The 20,277-nt window shown below is 69.4% G+C and carries 19 protein-coding genes; 12 read left to right on the forward strand and 7 right to left on the reverse strand.

Features of this window, described 5'->3' with window-relative positions; all coding sequences use genetic code 11:
- Window positions 1–45 precede the first annotated feature (45 nt).
- Both feoB and OR37_RS04200 read right to left on the reverse strand, forming a co-directional pair.
- Complete coding sequence (gene feoB, locus OR37_RS04195) at window positions 46–1,890, reverse strand: ferrous iron transport protein B (RefSeq protein WP_054508507.1); 1,845 nt, start codon at window positions 1,888–1,890, stop codon at window positions 46–48.
- 85 nt (window positions 1,891–1,975) lie between these two features.
- Window positions 1,976–2,299 carry a FeoA family protein gene (locus OR37_RS04200; RefSeq protein WP_004616192.1) on the reverse strand — a complete coding sequence of 108 codons (324 nt, stop codon included), beginning with the start codon at window positions 2,297–2,299 and terminating at the stop codon, window positions 1,976–1,978.
- A gap of 189 nt (window positions 2,300–2,488) precedes the next feature.
- On the opposite strand from OR37_RS04200, the gene tipF reads away from it, so the two are divergent.
- From tipF to OR37_RS04215, 3 genes are all read left to right on the forward strand, one after another.
- On the forward strand, window positions 2,489–3,763 hold the full coding sequence (gene tipF, locus OR37_RS04205; protein WP_004616193.1) for a flagella assembly cyclic-di-GMP phosphodiesterase TipF: 1,275 nt from the start codon (window positions 2,489–2,491) through the stop codon (window positions 3,761–3,763).
- A gap of 246 nt (window positions 3,764–4,009) precedes the next feature.
- Window positions 4,010–4,735 (forward strand): methylated-DNA--[protein]-cysteine S-methyltransferase, encoded by a 726-nt coding sequence (locus OR37_RS04210; RefSeq protein WP_004616195.1) that lies wholly within the window; start codon window positions 4,010–4,012, stop codon window positions 4,733–4,735.
- Window positions 4,732–5,433 (forward strand): 2OG-Fe(II) oxygenase, encoded by a 702-nt coding sequence (locus OR37_RS04215; RefSeq protein ID WP_004616197.1) that lies wholly within the window; start codon window positions 4,732–4,734, stop codon window positions 5,431–5,433. The genes OR37_RS04210 and OR37_RS04215 overlap by 4 nt, the downstream gene beginning before the upstream one ends.
- A gap of 173 nt (window positions 5,434–5,606) precedes the next feature.
- Here OR37_RS04215 and OR37_RS04220 read toward each other — a convergent pair whose 3' ends face one another.
- On the reverse strand, window positions 5,607–6,173 hold the full coding sequence (locus OR37_RS04220) for an NnrU family protein (RefSeq protein ID WP_004616200.1): 567 nt from the start codon (window positions 6,171–6,173) through the stop codon (window positions 5,607–5,609).
- Between the two features lie 172 nt (window positions 6,174–6,345).
- Here OR37_RS04220 and OR37_RS04225 point away from each other — a divergent pair, with 172 nt between their 5' ends.
- The 7 genes from OR37_RS04225 (at window position 6,346) to OR37_RS04250 (ending at window position 13,225) form a co-directional block, all read left to right on the forward strand.
- The gene (locus tag OR37_RS04225; RefSeq protein ID WP_004616203.1) at window positions 6,346–7,206 is read left to right on the forward strand and encodes a TIGR01459 family HAD-type hydrolase; all 861 of its coding nucleotides are present in this window, start codon (window positions 6,346–6,348) and stop codon (window positions 7,204–7,206) included.
- A gap of 28 nt (window positions 7,207–7,234) precedes the next feature.
- Window positions 7,235–7,660 carry a MaoC family dehydratase gene (locus OR37_RS04230; RefSeq protein WP_165570569.1) on the forward strand — a complete coding sequence of 142 codons (426 nt, stop codon included), beginning with the start codon at window positions 7,235–7,237 and terminating at the stop codon, window positions 7,658–7,660.
- Entirely contained in the window at window positions 7,660–8,601 is a 942-nt protein-coding gene (locus tag OR37_RS04235) for a bifunctional riboflavin kinase/FAD synthetase (protein ID WP_004616207.1), read from the forward strand. The genes OR37_RS04230 and OR37_RS04235 overlap by 1 nt, the downstream gene beginning before the upstream one ends.
- A 163-nt stretch (window positions 8,602–8,764) precedes the next feature.
- Window positions 8,765–8,809, forward strand: coding sequence for a hypothetical protein (locus OR37_RS21955; RefSeq protein WP_175582077.1), 45 nt, complete (start codon window positions 8,765–8,767; stop codon window positions 8,807–8,809).
- A 79-nt stretch (window positions 8,810–8,888) separates the two neighbouring features.
- Complete coding sequence (gene ileS, locus OR37_RS04240; RefSeq protein ID WP_004616208.1) at window positions 8,889–11,918, forward strand: isoleucine--tRNA ligase; 3,030 nt, start codon at window positions 8,889–8,891, stop codon at window positions 11,916–11,918.
- 142 nt (window positions 11,919–12,060) lie between these two features.
- The gene (gene lspA / locus OR37_RS04245) at window positions 12,061–12,558 is read left to right on the forward strand and encodes a signal peptidase II (protein WP_004616210.1); all 498 of its coding nucleotides are present in this window, start codon (window positions 12,061–12,063) and stop codon (window positions 12,556–12,558) included.
- A 97-nt stretch (window positions 12,559–12,655) separates the two neighbouring features.
- The gene (locus OR37_RS04250) at window positions 12,656–13,225 is read left to right on the forward strand and encodes a DUF3035 domain-containing protein (protein WP_004616211.1); all 570 of its coding nucleotides are present in this window, start codon (window positions 12,656–12,658) and stop codon (window positions 13,223–13,225) included.
- Window positions 13,226–13,450: 225 nt separating this feature from the next.
- On the opposite strand, the gene OR37_RS04255 is transcribed toward OR37_RS04250, so the two are convergent.
- The 4 genes from OR37_RS04255 to OR37_RS04270 all read right to left on the reverse strand — a co-directional run bounded on the left by OR37_RS04255 (window position 13,451) and on the right by OR37_RS04270 (window position 16,919).
- Window positions 13,451–13,903, reverse strand: coding sequence for a chemotaxis protein CheW (locus OR37_RS04255; protein WP_004616214.1), 453 nt, complete (start codon window positions 13,901–13,903; stop codon window positions 13,451–13,453).
- A 145-nt stretch (window positions 13,904–14,048) separates the two neighbouring features.
- Complete coding sequence (gene cydX / locus OR37_RS04260) at window positions 14,049–14,168, reverse strand: cytochrome bd-I oxidase subunit CydX (RefSeq protein WP_004616215.1); 120 nt, start codon at window positions 14,166–14,168, stop codon at window positions 14,049–14,051.
- 19 nt (window positions 14,169–14,187) lie between these two features.
- Window positions 14,188–15,339 (reverse strand): cytochrome d ubiquinol oxidase subunit II, encoded by a 1,152-nt coding sequence (gene cydB / locus OR37_RS04265; RefSeq protein WP_004616217.1) that lies wholly within the window; start codon window positions 15,337–15,339, stop codon window positions 14,188–14,190.
- 14 nt (window positions 15,340–15,353) lie between these two features.
- Window positions 15,354–16,919 carry a cytochrome ubiquinol oxidase subunit I gene (locus OR37_RS04270; protein ID WP_004616219.1) on the reverse strand — a complete coding sequence of 522 codons (1,566 nt, stop codon included), beginning with the start codon at window positions 16,917–16,919 and terminating at the stop codon, window positions 15,354–15,356.
- A 123-nt stretch (window positions 16,920–17,042) separates the two neighbouring features.
- On the opposite strand from OR37_RS04270, the gene cydD reads away from it, so the two are divergent.
- On the forward strand, window positions 17,043–18,674 hold the full coding sequence (gene cydD, locus OR37_RS04275; RefSeq protein WP_004616221.1) for a thiol reductant ABC exporter subunit CydD: 1,632 nt from the start codon (window positions 17,043–17,045) through the stop codon (window positions 18,672–18,674).
- On the forward strand, window positions 18,671–20,266 hold the full coding sequence (locus tag OR37_RS04280) for an ATP-binding cassette domain-containing protein (protein ID WP_004616223.1): 1,596 nt from the start codon (window positions 18,671–18,673) through the stop codon (window positions 20,264–20,266). The genes cydD and OR37_RS04280 overlap by 4 nt, the downstream gene beginning before the upstream one ends.
- Window positions 20,267–20,277: the final 11 nt, after the last annotated feature.

Here is a 20,277-nt window from a genome sequence, read left to right on the forward strand (position 1 = left end):
CCAGCATAGCACGGAACATAAGAAGAACAATCCTGGCGTTAGCCCCTACCCCGCCCCCAGCGCCACGGCCACGTGGTAGGTGACGAACGAGGCGATGTAGGCCAGCGTCAGCATGTAGGCGAACATCACCGACGGCCACAGCCAGCCGTTGGTCTCGCGCTTGACCACGCCCAGGGTCGCCGCGCACTGCGGGGCGAAGACGTACCAGGCCAGGAACGACAGGGCCGTGGCCAGCGACCACTGGTGTTGCAACAGGGTGCTGAGCGCGGCGTGGGAGTCGGCGTCGCCGCCCACCGCGTAGACCGTGCCGAGGGTCGCCACCGCCACCTCGCGCGCCGCGAAGCCCGGCACCAGGGCCACCGTCATCTGCCAGTTGAAGCCGATAGGCCGCATCAGCGGCTCGACCAGATGGCCGATGCGGCCGGCGATGCTGTAGTCGATGGCCGGTCCCGTCGCGCCGGGCGGCGGATAGGGGAAGGTCGACAGCACCCAGACCAGCACCATCAGCGGCAGGATGATCCGACCGGCGCGCTCCAGGAAGATCCGGGCGCGGGTCCAGAGGTTCATCAGCAGATTGCGCGGCTCGGGCCAGCGATAGGTCGGCAGCTCCATCATGAAGGGCTCGACCGCCCCCCGCCAGAAGACCCGTCGGATCACGAACGAGACCAGCAGGGCGCTGACGATGCCGGCGGCGTAGAGGCCGAACATCACCAGACCCTGCAGCGACAGGACGCCATAGACCGTGCGCGGCGGGATGAAGGCGCTGATGATCAGGCCATAGACCGGGATCCGCGCCGAGCAGGTCATCAGCGGCGCGACCAGGATGGTGGTCAGCCGGTCGTGGCGGTTGTCGATCACCCGCGTCGACATGATGCCGGGAATGGCGCAGGCGAAGCTGGACAGCAGCGGGATGAACGCCCGGCCGTGCAGGCCCGCCCCGCCCATGATCTTGTCCATCAGGAAGGCCGCGCGGGCCATGTAGCCGCTGTCCTCCAGCATCAGGATGAAGAAGAACAGGATCAGGATCTGCGGCAGGAAGACGAGCACGCTGCCGACCCCGGCGATCAGGCCGTCCGAGACGAAGCTGGCCAGAAGCCCGGGGGGCAGGTGGGCGGCGGTCCAGGCTCCGAAGGCGCCGAACAGGTGGTCCATGGCGTCGGCCGGGATCTTGGCCCAGGTGAACACCGCCTGGAACATCACGAACAGCAGGGTCAGCAGGATGGCCAGGCCCGCGACCGGGTGCAGCAGAACCCCGTCGACCTTGCCGGTCATGGTGTCGGGCCGCTCGGGCGGCTTCACGCAGGCCTTGAAGATGCGCTGGGCCTCGGCGTGGGCCGCGCGGATCTCGGCCGCGCTGGGCTCGCGCCAGACGCTGTCGACGGCGTCGCCGCGCGGGACGACCAGGCGCTCGACCTGTTCCAGTAGCTCGGACAGGCCGCGCTTGCGGGTCGCCACGGTGGTGACGATCGGCGCGCCGATCTCGCGGGACAGCCGCTCCAGATCGATGCGCAGGCCCTGGCGCTGGGCGATGTCGTACATGTTGAGGGCCAGGACGAACGGCCGCCCCACCCGCTTCAGCTCCAGCACCAGGCGCAGGACCAGCCGCAGGTTGGTGGCGTCGGCGACGCAGATCAGGGCCTCGGGCGCGGCCTCGCCGGCCAGCCTCCCCAGCACCGCGTCGCGGGTGACGACCTCGTCGGGGCTGCGGGCGCGCAGAGAATAGGTGCCCGGCAGGTCGAGCACGCGCATCTGGCGGCCAGCGGGCGTGGTCAGCACGCCTTCCTTCCGCTCGACCGTGACGCCGGCATAGTTGGCCACCTTCTGGCGGCTGCCGGTCAGGGCGTTGAACAGGGCGGTCTTGCCGGAGTTGGGATTGCCGACCAGGGCGATGCGGGCCGGAGCGGCGTCCGAAGCCTTGGGATCGGAGGAAGCAAGACCAGGATCCTGGCGAACAGGCGTGTCGAGAGCCAAGGTCTTAGCGTCCGTCGAACTTCACGGCGACCGCGCCGGCTTCGCGGCGGCGCAGCGCCACGCGGGTGTCGTCGACGCGCACGGCGATCGGGTCACGGCCGAACAGGCCCTCGTGCAGCACCTCGATCCGCGCGCCCTCGACGAAGCCCATCTCCAGCAGGCGGCGCTCCAGTTCCTGGGCGTCGATCGCCTCGGCCGCGCCGGACACGCCGGTAACTTTCACGATCACCCCGCGATCGCCGCGCCGGGCCAGGCCCAACGAGCGCGGGACCTCCGCGCGGCTCTCGGCCGAGTTGAAATCAGGGGACAAAGCGAACGCTTCGGACATAATGGCTCCGATCGGATTGCGAACGATTATCAGTCGAAGCCGCCAATGTCGATTCAGGGATCCTACTGAAGTAGGATATGTTTGAATCCATTCAGGGTCTTGAGACGGAATGGCGCAGGCGCGTTAATCTATTCGACTCCCGCCGCGCGGACCGGTCTGATTGTCCGTATCGATTCGTGTAGGCGAAACATGCGTAAACTGACGTTCGCGCTCTGGACGGGCGGGTATCTCAGCCTGGCCTTGATCGTCGCGCTCCTCCTGTGGAGGACGGGGGCGACGCCGGCTGTCGGTCTTTCGGCGTTCATCGGCGCGCTGGGGCTCTGCTTCGCCTTTCACGGCCTGATCTCGCAGACCTTCATGGGCGGCGCCCTGCGCCTGGAGATCGAGACCGTGCGCGAGGCCCACGCCATCCTGCTGGACCAGATCGAGAAGGTCGACGCGCGCGTCACCGACCTGGTGGAGTCGGTCGCCCAGGACGCCCAGCGTCGCTCCGAGGCCCTGTCGACCGAGGTCCACCAGCTGGAAGACCTGATCCAGCAGATGAACGACCGGCTGGAGCATCAGTTGAGCCATCAGGTGGCCGCCGCCTCGGCCCGCCACACCAGCCTGGGCCGCGAGCGCGCGCCGCACGCCAGCCACATGCTGCAGGTGGTGCAGGACGCCCTGGCCGAGAACCGCGTCGACCTCTACCTGCAGCCGATCGTCAGCCTGCCCCAGCGCCGCACGGTCTTCTACGAGAGCTTCTCGCGGCTGCGCGACGAGGCCGGCCGCGTGATGATGCCCGCCGAATATCTGGCCGTGGCCGAGCCGGAAGGCCTGATGACGGCCATCGACAACCTCCTGCTGTTCCGCTGCGTGCAGATCGTGCGGCGGCTGGCCAAGCAGGACCGCAAGGTCGGGATCTTCTGCAACATCTCGCTGGCCAGCCTGGGCGACGAGACGTTCTTCCCGCAGTTCCTGGAGTTCATGCAGGGCAACAAGGACCTGGCCGGGGCGGTGATCTTCGAGCTGGGCCAGGCGGCGTTCGAGCGCCGGGGTCCGGTCGAGGCCCGCCACATGGCCCGTCTGGCCAGCCTGGGCTTCAGCTTCAGCCTGGACAAGGTCAACGACCTGGATCTCGACTTCCAGGACCTGGCGCGCGCGGACGTGAAATATCTGAAGGTCGGGGCCCAGATGATGCTGGACCAGCTGGAAGAGCAGGATGGTAAGCTGGTCATCACCTCGCTGCCCGACCTGAACGCCAGCGACTTCGCCGCCCTGACCCGTCGCTACGGCATCGAGGTCATCGTCGAGAAGGTCGAGGCCGAGAAGCAGATCGCCGAGATCCTGGATCTCGATATCGGCTACGGGCAGGGCCACCTGTTCGGCGAACCGCGCGCCATCCGCGACGCCGTCCTGGCCGAGGCCGAGCCGCCGCAGGACTTCATTCGCGGCGCGCTGCGCCGCCGGGCCGTGGGCTGGTAAGGCCCACGGACAAGCAAGCAAGAGGGCCGTCGCGGCGATCGCGGCGGCCCTCTCGTTTTTGGGGGTCACGCCTCCTCATCCGTCATCCCGCGCTTCTTGCGCGGGATGACGGGAAAGTGGAAGCGGCGGTGGCGCGGCTTCTACCAACGCAGCCTGCTGACAGTTTCCGGCGTCGGACCGCAAGCATCGGAATGACCCGGTCCGAAGCCTGGCGCATCGTCTCCCTACGAAAGGAGATCAATCCCCATGACCGCTCCGACCTATCCGAACGACGACGCCCGCTGGGCCGCCCTGCGCGCCAAGGACCGCGCCGCCGAGGGCGCCTTCTACATCGGCGTGCGCACCACGGGCGTCTATTGCGTCGCCAGCTGCGGCGGCCGTCCGCTGCGCAAGAACGTCGACTTCCACGCCACCCGCGAGGCCGCCCGCGCCGCCGGCCTGCGCGCCTGCCTGCGCTGCCAGCCCGATGTCGACCGCGAGACCCTGCGCTGGGCGGTGACCGGGACCAGCCTGGGCCTGGCCCTCGTCGCCCGCTCGGAGGCCGGCCTGCGCCTGGTGATCCTGGGCGACGACGTCGAGGCGCTGCGGGCCGACCTGGAAGCGCGTTTCAAGCGCGCCCGCATCGTCCTGGACGCGGAGGGCCTGACCGCCGAGCTGACGGCCGTGGCCGACCTGATCGACCATCCCGACCGCCGCCTGGCCCTGCCGCTCGACACCCGTGGCACCGAACTGCAGCAGGCCGTCTGGGCCGCCCTGCGCCAGATCCCAGCCGGCCGGACGGCCTCCTACGCCGACATCGCCAAGGCCGTCGGCCGTCCCGGCGCCTTCCGGGCGGTGGCCCAGGCCTGCGGGGCCAATCCGCTGGCGGTGATCACGCCGTGCCACCGTGTCGTCCGCGCCGATGGGAGCCTCTCCGGCTATCGCTGGGGCGTCGAACGCAAGCGGGCCCTCCTGGCGCGGGAAGCGGCGTGAGCCTCGCCCAAGCCAGATTGGACTGGATCCGCATCGCCGCCGAGCTGGACGAGCGCGGCTGGGCCCTGACCGGCCCGCTGCTGAGGCCCGAGACCTGCGCCGCCATCGCGGACCTCTATCCGCGCGACGAGGGCTTTCGGAGCCGGGTGGTCATGGCCCGCCACGGCTTCGGGCGCGGCGAGTACAAGTATTTCAGCTATCCCCTGCCGGAGGTCGTCCAGCGGCTGCGGCAGGGGCTGTACGGGCCGCTGTCGGCGATCGCCAATCGCTGGGCCGAACAGCTGGGCGAGACGCGCCGCTTCCCCGAGACCCTGGACGCGATGCTGGCCCGCTGCCGCGAAGCCGGCCAGGCGCGGCCCACGCCCCTGCTGCTGACCTACGGCCCGGGCGACTACAACTGCCTGCACCAGGACCTCTACGGCGAGCATGTCTTTCCGCTGCAGGCGGCGTTCCTGCTGGACGAGCCGGGCCGCGACTTCGACGGCGGCGAGTTCGTGATCGTCGAGCAGCGGCCAAGGCAGCAGTCGGCGCCGGCGGTCGTCCCGCTGAGACAGGGCGAAGGCGTGATCTTCGCGGTGCGCGAGCGCCCGGCGCGGGGCGCGCGCGGCGTCCATCGGCGCATCTTGCGGCACGGGGTCAGCGAAGTGCGCGGCGGACGGCGAAGAACGCTGGGCGTGATCTTTCACGACGCGACGTAGTCAGCCGACGCCGTTATTCTTCCTCCCCCTGCTGGGGGAGGGGGACCGGCGAACGCCGGTGGAGGGGGTCCAGCGCTGACTTACGCCGCACAAACCCCCTCCGTCTCGCCGCGCTTCGCGGGCGAGACACCTCCCCCAGGCGGGGGAGGAGGAAGAGTCGCGGCGCTCCCGACTCACCCCAGCGGCGACACGCCGAACAGCAGGCGATGCAGGAAGAACACGAACACCAGATAGAGCCCCGTCCCCGCCGCCAGCGCGATCAGGTCCGCGATCGGCTTCGTCGCCACCGGAGCGGGCTCCTTGCGGTTCACGGCCGCGAACAGGTCGATCACGGCCCAGACCAGGAACGATCCGAAGAGCAGGGTCGAGGCCTGGTCGCCATTGGCAAGCAGGTGGCCGGTCGACCAGAGGATGACGCCCAGCAGCATCGGATGGCGCACCGTCGCCTTGATCCGGCCGACCGGTCCGTTCGCGCCGGCCAGCAGCACGAAGGCGATCCAGACCAGGGCCATGGTCGCGTGACGCCCCCAGGCGGGCGGATCGTAAAGTGGCGGCGCGGCCGGGCGGAACTGGATCCAGCCCACGATGATCAGGACGAAGCCCAGCCCCGAGGCCAGCGAATAGAGCCCCTTCCACCGCTTCGGATTGGCGGCGGCCTGGGCGTCGCGGAACGGCCCGGCCAGGATCCGCGCCGAGTGGACGCCCAGGAACACGACCAGCCCCAGGATCAGAATCGTCATCAGCCCCTCCCCCTCTTCACGCGGAGAATAATCACGGAACAACGATCTCCGAAAGCCGGCGCGCGGCGGCTGACTGGCGCCGGGACGGCCAGACGCCTAGAACCCTTTCCGATCTCATTTGATCTAGAGGGCGCCTGTTGACGCTCCCGCTCGCGACCGGTACCGCCCAGTCATGATGGACTTTCCCGACGGCCTCTCCGCCCTCTCCGACCGCTACGACGTGGTGCTGTGCGACGTCTGGGGCGTGATCCACAACGGGGTCCGAAGCTATCCGGACGCCTGCGAGGCCCTGACCCAATGGGGCCGGACCCAGGGGCCGGTCGTGCTGATCTCGAACTCGCCGCGCCCGTCCTACGACGTCGTCGCCCAGCTGGACGGCCTGTCCGTGCCGCGCTCGGCCTGGCAAGGCTTCGTCACCTCGGGCGACGCGACCCGGGCGCTGCTGGAGCCGCACCGGGGAACCAAGGTCTGGAAGATCGGCCCCGAGCGCGACGGACCGCTGTGGGCCGGCTTCGACTTGACCCTGGCCGGTCCCGAGGACGCCGACTTCATCCTGTGCTCGGGCCTCTACGAAGACGAGACCGAGGTCCCCGAGGACTATCGCGACCGCCTGACGGTCGCGGCCGGCCGGGGCCTGCCGTTCATCTGCGCCAATCCCGACCGGGTGGTTCAGCGGGGCGACCGCCTGATCTTCTGCGCCGGCGCCCTGGCCGACCTCTATGAGAGCCTGGGCGGCAAGGTCGAGATGGCCGGCAAGCCCTATGGCGCGATCTACGACCTGGCCATGGCCAAGGCGGCCGAGCTGCTGGGCCGGCCCGTCGATCGCGCCCGCGTGCTGTGCATCGGCGATGGGGTCATCACCGACGTCAAGGGCGCCCACGACCAGAAGCTGGCCTGCCTGTTCGTCGCCAAGGGCATCCACGGCGACATGGCGATCGGGCCGGATGGCCGACTGGAGCCCGACGCGGTCCACGCGCTGCTGGACGCCGAGGCGGTGGGCGCGACCCACGCGATCGCCGACCTGGTCTGGTGATCGGCGCGGCCACGAACTAAGGGGTAGGGTGATGCAGGGCAAGTTTCTGGAAGAGCTGAGCGTCGGCCAGTCGGCGTCGCTGACGCGCGCGGTCGCCGAGGCCGATATCGTCGCGTTCGCGCAGGTGACCGGCGACACCAATCCGGTGCACCTGGACGCCGCCTACGCCGCCACGACCAGCTTTGGCCAGCGCATCGCCCACGGGATGCTGTCGGCCGGCTATATTTCCGCGGTGCTGGGCACCACCCTGCCCGGCCCCGGCGCGATCTATCTGTCGCAGGCGCTGAGGTTCAAGCGCCCGGTCAAGATCGGCGACGAGGTCACCGCGCAAGTCACCATCACCGAGATCAACGAGACCAAGGCCCAGGTCACCCTCTCCACCGTCTGCACGGTCAACGGCAAGACGGTGGTCGACGGCGAGGCCGTGGTCATGGTTCCACGCAAGGCCGCCTGATGCCCCTCAAGACCGTCAACGCCTGGAAGAACCTCCCCGCCGAAGAGCGCGGCGCCGCCGTGGCGCTGGGCAATTTCGACGGCGTGCATCGCGGCCACCAGCAGGTGATCGCCCAGGCCGCCAAGGCCGCGCTGGCCACCCACGCGCCGCTGGGCGTCGTCACCTTCGACCCGCACCCGCGCCGCCTGTTCCGTCCGACCGAACCGACCTTCAAGCTGATGACCCACGGCCAGCAGGCCCGGGCGCTGGGCGGGCTGGGCGTCGACCTTCTGTATCTGCTGCCGTTCGACTTCGAGATGGCCAGCTTCGGCGACCGCGAATTCGTCGAGAAGGTTCTGGTCCAGGGCCTGGGCGTGAAACACGTGGCCGTCGGCTTCGACATCTCGTTCGGCCGGGGCCGCTCGGGCAGCGCCGAGCTGATGAAGGCCTATGGCGACGAGTACGGCTTCACCGTCTCGGTGGCCGAGCCGGTGGGCGTGGACGGCGGCGAGAAGTTCTCCTCGACCAGCGTGCGCGTCGCCTTGCGCGACGGTCGGCCCGAGCGGGCGGCGCATATCCTGGGTCGGCCCTTCGCGATCGAGGGCGTGGTCCGGCGCGGCCAGCAGCTGGGCCGCCAGCTGGGCTTCCCCACCGCCAATGTCGAGGTCGAGGACTATGTGGTCCCCCAGCTCGGCGTCTACGCCACCCGCACCCGCCTGCCCGACGGCCGCGAGGTTCCCGGCGTCGCCAACCTCGGCAACAACCCGACCACCGGCGAGGTCGAGACCCGACTGGAGACCTGGCTGTTCGATTTCGACGAAGACCTCTACGGCCAGGTCATCGAAACCGACCTGATCGCCTTCCTGCGCCCCGAACTGAAGTTCGACAGCCTGGAGCTGATGATCGAGCAGATCCGCCGCGACGAGCAGACCGCGCGGGCGATCGTGGCGCCGGGGTTCTGACTCAGCATTCTCCCCCACCTGACCTCGCGCCGCGAGGTCTGTCCGCCCCCAGGAGGGTGGCGGAGAGATCTCTCCTCCCCCTTTTTAGGGGAGGGGGACCGGCGAAGCCGGTGGAGGGGGCAGGCTCTGGCCTTGCCGCCAACCCTCTGCTATCCCCAACGCCATGAGTTTCGTTCGGAAGATTTCGCGAATTATCCGCCCGGCGTGACGCCGCCGGACGATTTCCAGCGCGCGCCGGGTTTTCCCGCCCTCTCTTCCGACACCTTTTCAAAGCCGGACACCTTTCCATGGCCGACGACGCCACGACCGCCCGCGACTATCGCGAAACCGTCTTCCTTCCCGACACCCCGTTCCCGATGCGCGCGGGCCTGCCCAAGAAGGAGCCCGAGATCCTGGAGGGCTGGGCCGCCCTGTCGCCCAAGGGCCTGTACGGCGCGATCCGCAGCCGTCGCCAGGCCGACAAGGCCCCGCTCTACGTGCTGCACGACGGCCCGCCCTACGCCAACGGCGCGATCCACATCGGCCACGCCCTGAACAAGACGCTGAAGGACTTCGTGGTCCGCAGCCGCTTCGCCCTCGGCTACGACGTCGACTATGTGCCGGGCTGGGACTGCCACGGCCTGCCGATCGAGTGGAAGATCGAGGAGAAGTTCCGTAGCCAGGGCCGCCGCAAGGACGAGGTCCCGGCCGAGGAGTTCCGCCGCGAGTGCCGCGCCTATGCCGGCATGTGGATCGAGGCCCAGAAGACCGAGTTCCAGCGCCTGGGCGTGCTGGGCGACTGGTGGAACCGCTACGCCACCATGGACTTCTCGTCGGAAGCCACGATCGTCGCCGAGTTCCACAAGTTCCTGGCCAGCGGCCAGCTCTATCGCGGCTCCAAACCGGTGATGTGGAGCCCGGTCGAGCGCACGGCCCTGGCCGACGCCGAGATCGAGTACCATGACCACGTCTCGCCGACGATCTGGGTGAAGTTCCCGGTCGTCCGCGATCAGAAAAATACGCTGGGCGGTGCCGAGATTGCCCGAAAGATCATTGAAGAGCATGGGCGTGGTGGTCCCGCCCCAGCTCCGCAAGAGATCGCTGCTGCCAACTCGCTTGTTGGCCGAGCATCTATCGTAATCTGGACCACCACTCCCTGGACGATCCCCGCTAACCGCGCGATCGCGTTCAATCCGCAGGTCGAGTACGGCCTCTATCGGATTGATGAACTGGAGCCGACAGAAGGCGGCGTTCACTGGAGCAGCGAGGGTGACCTCCTAATCCTGGCGAGAAAGCTTGCCCCGGAAGTCTTTAAGAACGCGCGTGTGGCACGCTGGACTGAACTGGAAATCCTTCCTGCGGAGAGGATTCAGTCGCTTGAGTGCGAGCATCCGCTAGCTCAGCTCACTAAGGATCTGAAATACAAGTACGACAAGGTCGTAGAACTCCTCCCAGGCGACCACGTGACCGACGACGCGGGTACGGGCTTTGTTCACACCGCACCGGGCCATGGCACAGATGACTACCTGATCTGGCTGAAGACCGGGCACAGGGACATTCCCGAAACCGTCGATGCGGACGGCGCGTATTACGATCACGTGCCGCTGTTCGGCGGCCTCAAGGTCCTTGAGACCGAAGGTAAGAAGGTCGGCAAGTTCGGCGATGCCAATAATAAGGTCATCGAAGCACTAAAGGAGGCCGGCAACCTCTTGGCGCGCGGCCGGATCGAGCACAGCTATCCGCACAGCTGGCGCTCCAAGGCGCCGGTGATCTTCCGCAACACCCCGCAGTGGTTCATCCGCATGGACCACGCCGTGGACGCGCTGGGCGGCAAGACCCTGCGCGAGGTCGCGGTCCAGTCGCTGGCCGACACCGCCTTCCACCCCGAGGCCGGCCGCAACCGGATCGGCGCCATGGTCGAGACCCGTCCCGACTGGCTGATCAGCCGCCAGCGCAACTGGGGCACGCCGCTGGCCATGTACGTGGACAAGGCGACCGGCCACCCGCTGAACGACCCCGAGGTCAACGCCCGGATCCTGGACGCCATCCGCGAGGGCGGCGCCGACGCCTGGTTCACGCGGCCCGACAGCGAATTCCTGGGCCATCACGACCCGGCCCAGTACGAGAAGATCACCGACATCCTGGATGTCTGGTTCGATAGCGGCTGCACCCACGCCTTCACGATCGAGGGCCGCGAAGACAGCCACTGGCCGGCCGACCTCTATCTGGAAGGCTCCGACCAGCACCGCGGCTGGTTCCAGTCCTCGCTGCTGGAAGGCTCCGGCACGCGCGGCCGCGCGCCGTACAAGGCCGTCCTGACCCATGGCTTCACCATGGACGAGAACGGCGAGAAGATGTCCAAGTCCAAGGGCAACACGATCGAGCCGCAGGCGATCACCAAGGAGTCCGGCGCCGAGATCCTGCGCCTGTGGGCGGCCATGGTCGACTATTCGGAGGACCAGCGGATCGGCAAGACGATCCTGGCCACCACGACCGACGCCTATCGCAAGCTGCGCAACACCATGCGCTACCTGCTGGGGGCTCTGGCCGGCTTCACCGAGGAAGAGCGCGTCACCGACTACGCCGACTTCCCGCCGCTGGAGAAGTACATCCTGCACCGCCTGTGGGAGCTGGATGGCCAGGTGAAGGCCGCCTACGAGGCCTATCGCTTCAGCGACGTGATCCGGCCGCTGATCGAGTTCTGCCAGGGCGACCTGTCGGCCCTCTATTTCGACGTCCGCCGCGACAGCCTCTATTGCGACCGCCCCGACGCCCTGAAGCGCCGGGCCTATCGCACGGTGCTGGACGAGGTGTTCAACCGCCTGACCATCTGGCTGGCCCCGCTGGCCAGCTTCACGATGGAAGAGGCCTGGGTGACGCGCTTCCCCGAGGCGGGTCCGGTGGCGCTGCGGGTCATCCCCGAGCGCGTTGACGCCTGGCGCAACGACGCCGAGGCCGCCCGCTGGGCCAAGGTCGAGACCGTCACCAGCGTCGTCATGGGCGCCTTGGAGGTCGAGCGCCGCGAAAAGCGCATCGGCTCGGCCCTGGAGGCCGCGCCGGTGGTGCATGTCGCCGATCCCGAGCTGCTGACCGCCTTCGAGGGCCTGGACGCCGCCGAGGTGTTCCGAACCTCCGCCGCGACCCTTGTGGCGGGCGACGCCGGCGCGTTCCGCATCGAGGACGTCAAGGGCGTGTCGGTCGATCCGAACAAGGCCGAAGGCAAGAAGTGCGCCCGCTCGTGGCGCATCCTGCCGGAGGTCGGAACCGATCCGCGCTATCCGGAGCTTAGCCTTCGCGACGCCGACGCCGTGGCCTATTGGGACGCGACGCACGGCTAAGGAAATCTCCCTCTCCCATGGGGAGAGGGGCAGGGGTGAGGGGATAGGCCGGCCGTCGGCGTAACCCCTCACCTCCCGCCGCCTTCGCGGCGGGTCCCTCCTCTCCCTCTGGGAGAGGATTTCAGAACGGGGGACGACGCGCTTGAAAATCACCCGCCTCGGCTGGATCGCCTACGCCGTCGCCGCCGCGACGGTCGTGCTGGACCAGGCGTCCAAGCTCTGGATCCTGGGCCTCTTGGGCCGCGAGCAGGGCGCCAGCCTGCCGCTACTGGGGCCGGTCCACCTGACCATGGTCCATAATTACGGCATGAGCTTTGGCCTGCTGCGGAACGGGGACTGGGGCCGCTGGCTGCTGATCGGCTTCTCGCTCGTCGTGGCGGTCGGCCTGTCCATCTGGGCCCGCAAGATGACCAAGCTTCTGCCGGCCCTGGGCGTCGGCATGATCATCGGCGGGGCGATCGGCAACAACCTGATCGACCGGGTGCTGTACGGCTACGTCGTCGACTTCATCGACGTCTCGCGACTCTATTTCCCCTGGGTGTTCAACGTCGCCGACTCCGGCATCTCCGTCGGCGTCGCGCTGCTGCTGCTCGACAGCTTCCTGGGCGAGGAAAGCAAGCTGTCCCACCAGACCGAATGACGCCGCATTCGCGTGGGAGATTGGCGCCCGCGCGAGGATGTCGTATCGAGAGCGTCCGAAATTTGGGCCGGGGGTCGGCCTGCTGGAGCATGGTTTGATGAGTTTCAATCGGGTCGCGACCGTGAGCGCCCTGACCGCCGTGGCCGCTATCGCGCTGTCCGGCTGCACCTCGGCCCAGAAGGCTCTGGGCATGAGCAAGGTGGTCCCCGACGAATTCCGCGTGGTCAGCAAGGCCCCGCTGGCCGTGCCGCCGGACTACGCCCTGCGCCCGCCGGCGCCCGGCGAGCCGCGCCCACAGGAGCTGCAGCCGGAAAGCGCCGCTCGCGCCGCCCTGATCGGCCAGAGCAACGCGGCCAACCGCTCGGAAGGCGAAAAGCTGCTGGTCGCCCGCGCCGGCTCCGAAAAGGCCGATCCGCTGATCCGCTTCGTGGTCGACGACGAGAACGGCGACCTGGCCCACAAGGACGAGAGCTTCGCCCAGAAGGTGATGTTCTGGCGCAAGGGCCAGTCCAAGACCACGGTGGCCACCGCCGCCGCCTCGGGCGCCAACGCCCCGGTCGAGGTCGACGCCGCCGCCGAGGAGGCCCGCCTCAAGAAGCTGGTCGGCACGGGCGGCGTGGTCATCACCCGCGAAAAGAAGACCGGCATCAAGCTTCCGGGCCTGTAAGGGCTGGCCTTAGAGCCTTATCCGCTCGAATGGAATCATTCGAGCGGATAAGGCTCTAAATCAAATATTTAGAGCGTGATAACCGCCGAAACGCTCACACTTTCGGCTATCACGCTCTAGCCTGAGATACAGAACGGCCCGGAGGCGATGCTTCCGGGCCGTTGTTTTTAGCGCGACCGGCGATCAACCGCGCGGGTCAAGGCCCGCCGTCGGTTCGATCTCGGATCAGGCCGCTTCGCGGATGTGGGCGGGGAACACGTCGTCCATCCGCAGATAGGTGATCAGGCGGTTTTCCATCGAGATGATCGCCTGGATGTAGCGCAGCTCCTCGACGCCGACGTCCGGCGCCGGCTGCAGGCTTTCGCGCGGCACGGTGAAGGTCTCGGACACGGCGTCGACCAGGATGCCGGCCAGGCGGTCCTGGCACTCGACGACCACGATCACGTGGCGGGTCTCGGGGATGGTGACGCCCAGGCCCAGGCGGTTGCGCAGATCGATGACCGGCATGATCGCGCCGCGCAGATTGATGACGCCGCGCATATAGGCCGGGGCGTGCGGGATCGGGGTGGCGGGCGTCCAGCCGCGGATCTCGCGGACAGTCTTCACGTCGATGCAGAACTCCTGCTCGCCGATGCAGAACGAGATCAATTCCAGAGCGGGCGCGGTGTTGTCGGTCATGGCGAAGGTCCCGGGTCGAATGAACGGACCAGAACAGCGGTCTGGCGTTGGTCGGTCCCTAGAAGAGCCCGATCGTCCTTTAACAAGCGTTAAGGCTGAGATGGGCGGAGCGCGCCGAATTGTCGCGTTCCGCCCAATATGAGTCTCAAGCCTCGTCCAGGCCCTCGTCGCCGTCGTCGGCGAGGTTGAACTCGTACCAGACGCCGTTCAGCACGCCGAACGCGACGGCCAGACCTAGGCCCAGGATCCAGGTGAAGTACCACATTGGAGTCGTCTCCTTCGGATCAGTAGAGATCGGGGTTGGTGGCCAGGGCGCCGGTGGTGCTGCGGCCCCACAGCACCCGGTAGACGAAGGCCGTGTAGGCCAGGATCAGCGGCAGGAAGACCACGGTCACGACCAGCATGATGAACAGGGTCATGTGGCTGGATGAGGCGTTCCACACCGTCAGGCTGGAGCGCGGGTCGATCGAGCTGGGCAGGATGAACGGGAACATCGACAGACCCACCGTTCCGACGATCCCGGCGGCCGAGGCCGACGAGCCGGTGAACGCCGCCCAGGCCTTGTTGAACCGCAGGCCGGCCAGGGCCAGGGCCGCGCCGGCGAAGCCCAGCACCGGAGCGGTCAGCATCCAGGCGTGGCGGCCGTAGTTGTCGAGCCAGGCGCCGGGCGCGCGGACGGCGGCGACGCCCCGCAGCGGGTTGGAGGGTCCGGCCGCGTCGGCCAGGCCGTCGATCCGGAAGCCCATGCCGCCGAACGCCACCCAGAAGCCGCCGGCCGCGAACAGCACGATGCTGGCCAGGGCCGCGATCTCGCCGAACAGGCGGGCGCGCTCGGTCACCGGGCCTTCCTCGGCCTTGATGGTGATCCAGGCCGCGCCATGCAGCACCAGCATGGCCACCGACAGGAGGCCGCACAGCAGGGCGAACGGCGAGAACAGGGCGATGAACGCGCCGTCATAGAAGGCCCGCAGGTCGCCATCCAGGCGGAAGGGCGCGCCTTGCAGCACATTGCCCAGGGCCACGCCGTAGCAGAGCACCGGAACGAAGCCGCCGACGAACAGGCCCCAGTCCCAGAACGACCGCCAGCGCGGATTGGGCCGCTTGGACCGGTACTTGAAGCTGACCGGCCGCATGATCATCGCCGCCAGCACCACGAACATGGCCAGGTAGAAGCCCGAGAAGCTGACGGCGTAGACGAACGGCCAGGCCGCGAAGATCGCGCCGCCGCCCAGGATGAACCACACCTGGTTGCCCTCCCAGGTCGCGCCGACGGTGTTGATCACCATCCGGCGCTCCTCGTCGGTCTTGGCGACGAAGGGCAGCAGGGCGCCGACGCCCATGTCGAAGCCGTCGGTCAGGGCGAAGCCGATCAGCAGCACGCCGACCAGCGCCCACCAGATGACGCGCAGCGTGGCGTAGTCGAGGGGAAGTTCCATGACTATGCGCTCCTTTAGGCCACGGCCGGTTCGGGCTCGGGGAGCGAGCCGCCGGGGACGGGGTCGTGCTTGGCGAACGGCCCCTTGTTGATGGTGCGAACGATCAGGCCGATCTCGACGACGGCCAGCGACCCGTAGAGCAGGGTGAAGGCCGTGATGCTGATCAGCAGCTGGGGAACCGAGAGGCTGGAGGCCCCCAGGAAGGTGGGCAGCACGCCGTCCACCGCCCAGGGCTGGCGGCCCATCTCGGCCAGCACCCAGCCCAGCTCGGCCGACAGCCACGGCAGCGGCAGGGCGGCCACGGCCAGGACCAGGAACCACTTGGTGTCATGCTTGCGCAGGGTGACCAGCAGGAAGGCCGTGGCGAATAGGGCGATCATCAGGAAGCCGACGCCGGCCATGACGCGGAAGGACCAGAACATCACCGGCACCGGCGGCACCACGTCCCAGGCCGTCTTCTTGATCAGGTCGGGCGAGGCCTGACGCGGATCGGCGACATAGCGCTTCAGCAGCAGGGCGTAGCCCAGGTCGCGGCGATGGGTCTCGAAGGTGGCGCGGGCGGCCATGTCCTTGGGATTGGCCTTCAGGGTCTCCAGCGCGCCATAGGCCACGACGCCCGACTCGATCCGCGTCTGGGCCTTGGCCACCAGCTGGAAGATGCCCTCGACCGGCTTGTCGACGCTGCGCGTGGCGATCAGGCCCAGCACATAGGGGATCTTGATCTCGTTATGGGTCGTGCGCGTCTTCAGGTCGGGAATGCCGAAGGCGGTCAGGCCGGCGGGCGCGGGCTCGGTGTTCCACATGGCCTCGAGGGCCGCCAGCTTCATCTTCTGGTTATCGGTCAGGGCGTAGCCGCTCTCGTCGCCCAGCACCACGACCGACAGCGACGAGGCCAGGCCGAACGCGGCCGCGACGGTCATCGACCGCTTGGCCACCGCCACGTACTTGCCGCGCAGCAGATAGAGCGCCGAGATCCCCAGCACGAACACCGCGGCGATCACGTAGCCGGCGCTGACGGTGTGGACGAACTTGGCCTGGGCCACCGGGTTGAACAGCACGTCGCGGAAGCTGGAGACCTCCATGCGCATGGTGTCGGGGTTGAAGGTCGCGCCCATCGGGTTCTGCATCCAGCCGTTGGCGACCAGGATCCACAGGGCCGACAGGTTGGTGCCCAGGGCCGTCAGGAACGTCACCGCCAGGTGGCCGACGCGCGACAGCTTTTCCCAGCCGAAGAACATCAGGCCGACGAAGGTCGCTTCCAGGAAGAAGGCCATCAGCCCTTCGATCGCCAGCGGGGCGCCGAAGATGTCGCCGACATAGTGCGAGTAGTAGGACCAGTTCATGCCGAACTGGAATTCCATCGTGATGCCGGTGGCGACGCCAATGGCGAAATTGATCCCGAACAGCACGCCCCAGAAGCGCGTGACGGTTCGCCAGATCGGGCGCTTGGTCATCACATAGATGCTCTCCATGATGACCAGCATGAAGGAGAGCCCCAGGGTCAGGGGCACGAACAAAAAGTGGTAGAGAGCGGTGAGCGCGAATTGGAGGCGCGATAGGTCTATGACGGCGGGGTCCATGGACAACTCCGAGACGAACGGCCAATGATCGCATCGACCGAGAGCCCCGCTCTAGACCCGTGCGACCACCCGGTCCTTGATCAACATCAAGGACCGGAGACGCCGCCACCCTACACTCTGCCCATGGGCGCCGTCACAGCACAGTTGAATTCCGAACACGAGGCCAAGGCCTGGTTGACCAGGACCGCGCGGCTGGGCGGCCCCGCCGCTCGCCGGGCCGGGCTGTGGGTTCTGATGGACGGCGCGGCCGCGATCGGCTTCGCCGCGGGCCTCGCCTTCGGGGTCGACGCCATCGCCGAGCGCAAGGGTCCGGGCGCGCTGGCCGTCTGGCTGGGCCTCGTCCTGGCCGCCAGCGCCCTGCGCGGCGGATTGTCGCTGCTGGCCGCCTCGGCCGGCGCCCAGGCGGCGCGGGAGACCAAACAGGCGGCCCGAAGCGATCTGGTCGCCGCCCTCTTCACCGGCCCGCGCCGCCCCGTCGGCGCGGCCGCCACCGCCCTGGTCGAGGGGATCGAGGCGCTGGACGGGTTCTTCGCCCGCTTCCTGCCGGCCCGTCTGGCCGCCGCCGCCCTTCCCCTGCTGCTGATCGCCGTCGCCGCGGTCGCCAGCCCCATCAGCGCCGCGATCCTGCTGGGCGCCATGATCCCGTTCATCGCCGCCATGGCCCTGGCCGGGACCCTGGCCGCCGCCGAGTCCCGCGCCCAGTTCCGGGCCCTGGAGCGGCTGTCGGGCCTGTTCCTCGACCGCGTCCGCGCCCTGCCCGTGGTGCTGGCCTTCGAGGCCGAGAGAACCACGACCGCCGCCCTGTCCCGCGCCGCCCGCGACCTGGCCGAGCGCACGATCCGCGTGCTGCGCGCCGCCTTCCTGTCCTCGGCGGCGCTGGAGTTCTTCGCCGCCCTGTCGGTGGCCCTGGTGGCGGTCTATTGCGGCTTCAACCTGCTGCGCCTCTTGCCCTTCCCCGTGCCCGAGCAGTTGGACCTGAAGCGCGCCTTCTTCGTGCTGGCCCTGGCGCCCGAGGTCTACGCCCCGATGCGGCGCCTGGCCGCCGCCTATCACGACCGCCAGGCCGCGCAGGCCGCCGCCGCCAGCCTCTCGACCTTCGTCCCGCCCGCGCCCAAAGCAGCCGACGCCCCGCTGGCGGGCGCGCCGACCATCGTCTTCGAGGGCGTCACCGCCCGCTATCCGGACACCGACGCCCCGGCCGTGGACGGCTTCACCCTGACGGCGCGGGCGGGAACGATCACCGCCCTGGTCGGGGCCAGCGGCGCGGGCAAGAGCACCCTGCTGAACCTGCTGCTGGACCTGGCGCCGCTGACCGGCGGACGCATTCTGGCGGATGGTCGTCCTTGTACGGATCTTTCGCGCGAGGTCGCCTGGGCCGGTCAGTCGCCGCTGATCCTGCCCGCCTCGATCGCCGACAACATCGCCCTGTCGCGCCCCGACGCCTCGCGGGCCGAGATCGCGGCGGCGGCCCGAGCGGTGGGCTTGACGCTGGACCGTCCCGGCGGTCTGGACTTCGTGCTGGACGAACGCGGCGGCGGCCTTTCCGGCGGCGAGCGGCGGCGGCTGTCGCTGGCCCGCGCCCTGCTGAAGCCCGCGCCGATCCTGCTGCTGGACGAGCCCACGGCCAATCTCGACGCCGCGGCGGAGGCGGAGCTGCTGAGCGCGATCCGAGAAGCCGCCAAGGGCCGCACAACCCTGGTCGCCACCCATTCCGAAGCCGTCGCCGCCCTCGCCGACCAAGTGGTGCGCCTGTGAGTCCCCTCGACATCCTGATCCGCGAGCAGAAGCGCGTCCACGCCGGCAACCTGCGGCTGGCCATCGTCAGCGCCATCGGCGTGGCCGTCGCCTCGACCGCCCTGCTGGGCCTGTCCGGCTGGTTCATCGTGGCCAGCGCCGTGGCCGGCGCGGCCGGCGTCGCGGCGGCCCAGGCCTTCAACGTGCTGTTGCCAAGCGCCACGATCCGGCTGCTGGCCATCGTCCGCACCGCCGCCCGCTATGGCGAGCGCCTGACCGGTCACGCCGCCGCCCTGCGCGCGCTGGCGGCGATCCGTCCCGCCCTGTTCGCCAGCCTGGCGGCCGCTCCGCCGGCCGAGGCCCTGGCCCTGTCGCGCGGCGAGGCCTCGGCTCGGCTGGTCCAGGACGTCGACGCCGTCGAGACGCGGTTCGTCCGCCTGTCGGCCCCGTGGAACGCGGCGGCGGGCCTGGCCTGCGCCCTAGTCCTGGCCGCCCTGGCCGGCTGGGCGCCGGCCCTGGCCATCGCCGTCTTCGCCGGAGCCGCCCTGCTGGCGGCCCGAGCCTTGGCCAGGCGCTATTCAGCGCCGGCCCGCACCGAGGTCCAGGCCCGGGTCGGCGCGCTGAAGGATACCGCCGCCGCCCTGGTCGCCGCCTCGGCGGAGCTGCGCGCCTACGGCCTGGCCGGGTGGGCCGGCGAGACCCTGAACGCCAAGGCCGCCGCGCTGGACGCGGCGCGCCTGGACGCCGCTCGCGCCCAGGCCCTGGTCCAGGCCAGCCAGGCGGCGATCCTGGGCGCGGCCGTGGCCGCCGCCATCGCCTGCGCGGCCCCCGCCGGCGCGCCGCTGGCCGCCCTCGCCGGCCTGGCCGCCGGCATGGGGATCGAGGCGCTGGCGGGCCTGGCCCTGGCCTTCGACCAGGACGGCGCCGCCGACGCGGCCCACGCGCGGCTGAACGAGATCCTGCGCCATGCGCCGCGCGCGGCGGGATCGGCCTCGCCGCCGGCCCGGCTGACGGTGCTGGGCGTCACGCTCGAGCGCGGCCAGCGCCTGGCCGTCCTCGGCCCGTCCGGCTGTGGCAAGACCACGGTGATCGAGACCCTGCTGGGCCTGCGCGGCCAGGCCTCGCCGGCGCCCCGAAGCGCCTTCGCCTGGCTGCCGCAGGACGCCGCCCTGATCGCCGGCTCGGTGCGCGACAACCTGCGCCTGGCCGCGCCGAAGGCGACCGACGATCAGCTGTGGGCCGTGCTGGAGGACGCCTGCCTGGCCGAGCGCGTCCGCGCCGCGCCGGAGGGCCTGGACGCCTGGCTCGGCGACGACGGCGAGCGGCTGTCCGGCGGCGAGCGCCGACGGCTGGCCCTGGCGCGGGCCTATCTGCGCGACGCGCCCTGGCTCTTGCTGGACGAGCCGACCGAGGGCCTGGACCCGACCACCGAGGCCCAGGTCGTCGAGCGCCTGCGCCGGCGGCTGGACCGGACCGGCCAGGGCCTGCTGCTGGTCAGCCATCGCCCCGCGCCGGCGACGATCTGCGCGACGCGGATCACCCTGGGCGCCCCGCCCGAGGCCGCGCCCAATCCGGTTCGCGCGCCTAAAATGCAGGCCGCGACGGCGGACTAAAGCGCGCCCGC

It is taken from the genome of Caulobacter vibrioides OR37, assembly GCF_000372645.1.
Classification (GTDB): Bacteria; Pseudomonadota; Alphaproteobacteria; order Caulobacterales; family Caulobacteraceae; genus Caulobacter; species Caulobacter vibrioides_E.

Coding starts and splice junctions, on each gene's coding strand:
- OR37_RS04200 (WP_004616192.1), bottom strand. CDS start 2,299: ATGTCCGAAGCGTTCGCTTTGTCCCCTGATTTCAACTCGGCCGAGAGC.
- tipF (WP_004616193.1), top strand. CDS start 2,489: ATGCGTAAACTGACGTTCGCGCTCTGGACGGGCGGGTATCTCAGCCTG.
- OR37_RS04210 (WP_004616195.1), top strand. CDS start 4,010: ATGACCGCTCCGACCTATCCGAACGACGACGCCCGCTGGGCCGCCCTG.
- OR37_RS04220 (WP_004616200.1), bottom strand. CDS start 6,173: ATGACGATTCTGATCCTGGGGCTGGTCGTGTTCCTGGGCGTCCACTCG.
- OR37_RS04225 (WP_004616203.1), top strand. CDS start 6,346: ATGATGGACTTTCCCGACGGCCTCTCCGCCCTCTCCGACCGCTACGAC.
- OR37_RS04235 (WP_004616207.1), top strand. CDS start 7,660: ATGCCCCTCAAGACCGTCAACGCCTGGAAGAACCTCCCCGCCGAAGAG.
- ileS (WP_004616208.1), top strand. CDS start 8,889: ATGGCCGACGACGCCACGACCGCCCGCGACTATCGCGAAACCGTCTTC.
- OR37_RS04250 (WP_004616211.1), top strand. CDS start 12,656: ATGAGTTTCAATCGGGTCGCGACCGTGAGCGCCCTGACCGCCGTGGCC.
- OR37_RS04255 (WP_004616214.1), bottom strand. CDS start 13,903: ATGACCGACAACACCGCGCCCGCTCTGGAATTGATCTCGTTCTGCATC.
- cydX (WP_004616215.1), bottom strand. CDS start 14,168: ATGTGGTACTTCACCTGGATCCTGGGCCTAGGTCTGGCCGTCGCGTTC.
- cydB (WP_004616217.1), bottom strand. CDS start 15,339: ATGGAACTTCCCCTCGACTACGCCACGCTGCGCGTCATCTGGTGGGCG.
- OR37_RS04270 (WP_004616219.1), bottom strand. CDS start 16,919: ATGGACCCCGCCGTCATAGACCTATCGCGCCTCCAATTCGCGCTCACC.
- cydD (WP_004616221.1), top strand. CDS start 17,043: ATGGGCGCCGTCACAGCACAGTTGAATTCCGAACACGAGGCCAAGGCC.